Source organism: Bradyrhizobium sp. P3_C3 (assembly GCF_056402655.1).
The window spans coordinates 1-1,145 of the sequence record NZ_JBFUGY010000139.1; the positions used below are offsets into that span (position 1 = coordinate 1).

General features: G+C 61.1%; 1 protein-coding gene and 1 pseudogene. Both read right to left on the reverse strand.

Annotated features, from left to right (window positions below):
• Window positions 1-729: ABC transporter permease (locus AC1DW2_RS43790; RefSeq protein WP_477009212.1), on the reverse strand; the 729-nt coding region annotated here is incomplete at its 3' end.
• 101 nt (window positions 730-830) lie between these two features.
• Window positions 831-1,145, reverse strand: a pseudogene (locus tag AC1DW2_RS43795) (ABC transporter substrate-binding protein); the annotation flags it as partial.

Below are 1,145 nucleotides of genomic sequence, written 5' to 3' on the forward strand. Positions count from 1 at the left end.
GCCGAGACCCATGAACAGGCCAACAAAGACATGTGGCATTGCCGCCGGAATGGCAACCTTGAGCACGAGGAAGCGCTGGGTTGCTCCCAATGTCCGCGCAATATCGTAATAGGCGCTCTTCACGCAGGCGACGCCCGACCAGGTCAGCACGGTGACCGGAAACCCGGTGGCGAGCGCAATCAGGAAAATGCTGGCGCTGAAGCTCGACGGGAAAACGAAAAATGCGAGCGGCAGCCAAGCTGTCGCGGGCAGCGGCCCGATGAACCGCAAAACTGGGTGGATCCAATAACCGGCGAGCCGCGACCAGCCGATCGCCACGCCGGTTACGAACCCCACCGCCGCACCGAGAAAGTAACCGGTCGCGAGCAGACGCGCTGAGGCGAAGATGCCTTCGGCCAGCCGCCCCCAATCATCGATTACGACTTCGACAATGGCCTGCGGCGGCGGAAAGAACGGCAACGGCAGCAATCCAAGCTTTGCTGTGACGGCCTCCCAGGCAGCAAAAAACAGCGCGAGCGCAAACAGCCACGGGGAGAGCCGCTGGAGACGCTGAAAAGCAACAAAACGAACGCCGGCAAAGGCTGCCAGGGCGAGCGCAAGGGCCAACGCGCCGCAGGCAATCGCGAAGCCGCCCGTGTAGGCCCAATCGCTCTCGGGCTTATCCGGCCAGAGCGCAGTGAGCACGGCGACCATAGACCATGCGGCGGCAACAGACAGTCCGCCGATCAACGACCGAGTGGTCGAACTTTCAAAAAAGCCGAAACCCGATTTCTCTGATGGCCTCGGCACTTCATCGATGACCGAGCTCACTGCGGATCTTCCCAATCGGCTCAGCTTAGAACGTCAAGATAAATCCGCTCGGCGAACTTGGCCGGGTCAGTGCTTCGCTTCATGACGTTCACTGCCTTGAGTTCGTCGGTGTAGAGTAGAAGCTGCTTCTTGAGCGTGGCCCCGACCGGGTGATTGTGGTGAGTATGGCTACGGTACATGGTGGCGAGATCCTCTACGGATCCTCTCCCGCCGTAGCCCGAATAGATTGCTGCGGCATCGGCGGGATCGCTGGCAACTAGGTCTGCCCCCTCCAGTATCGATCGGGTCAGAGCGGCCGCCACCGGCATTTCGCTTCGGGTGAGGCTGCCACGTAT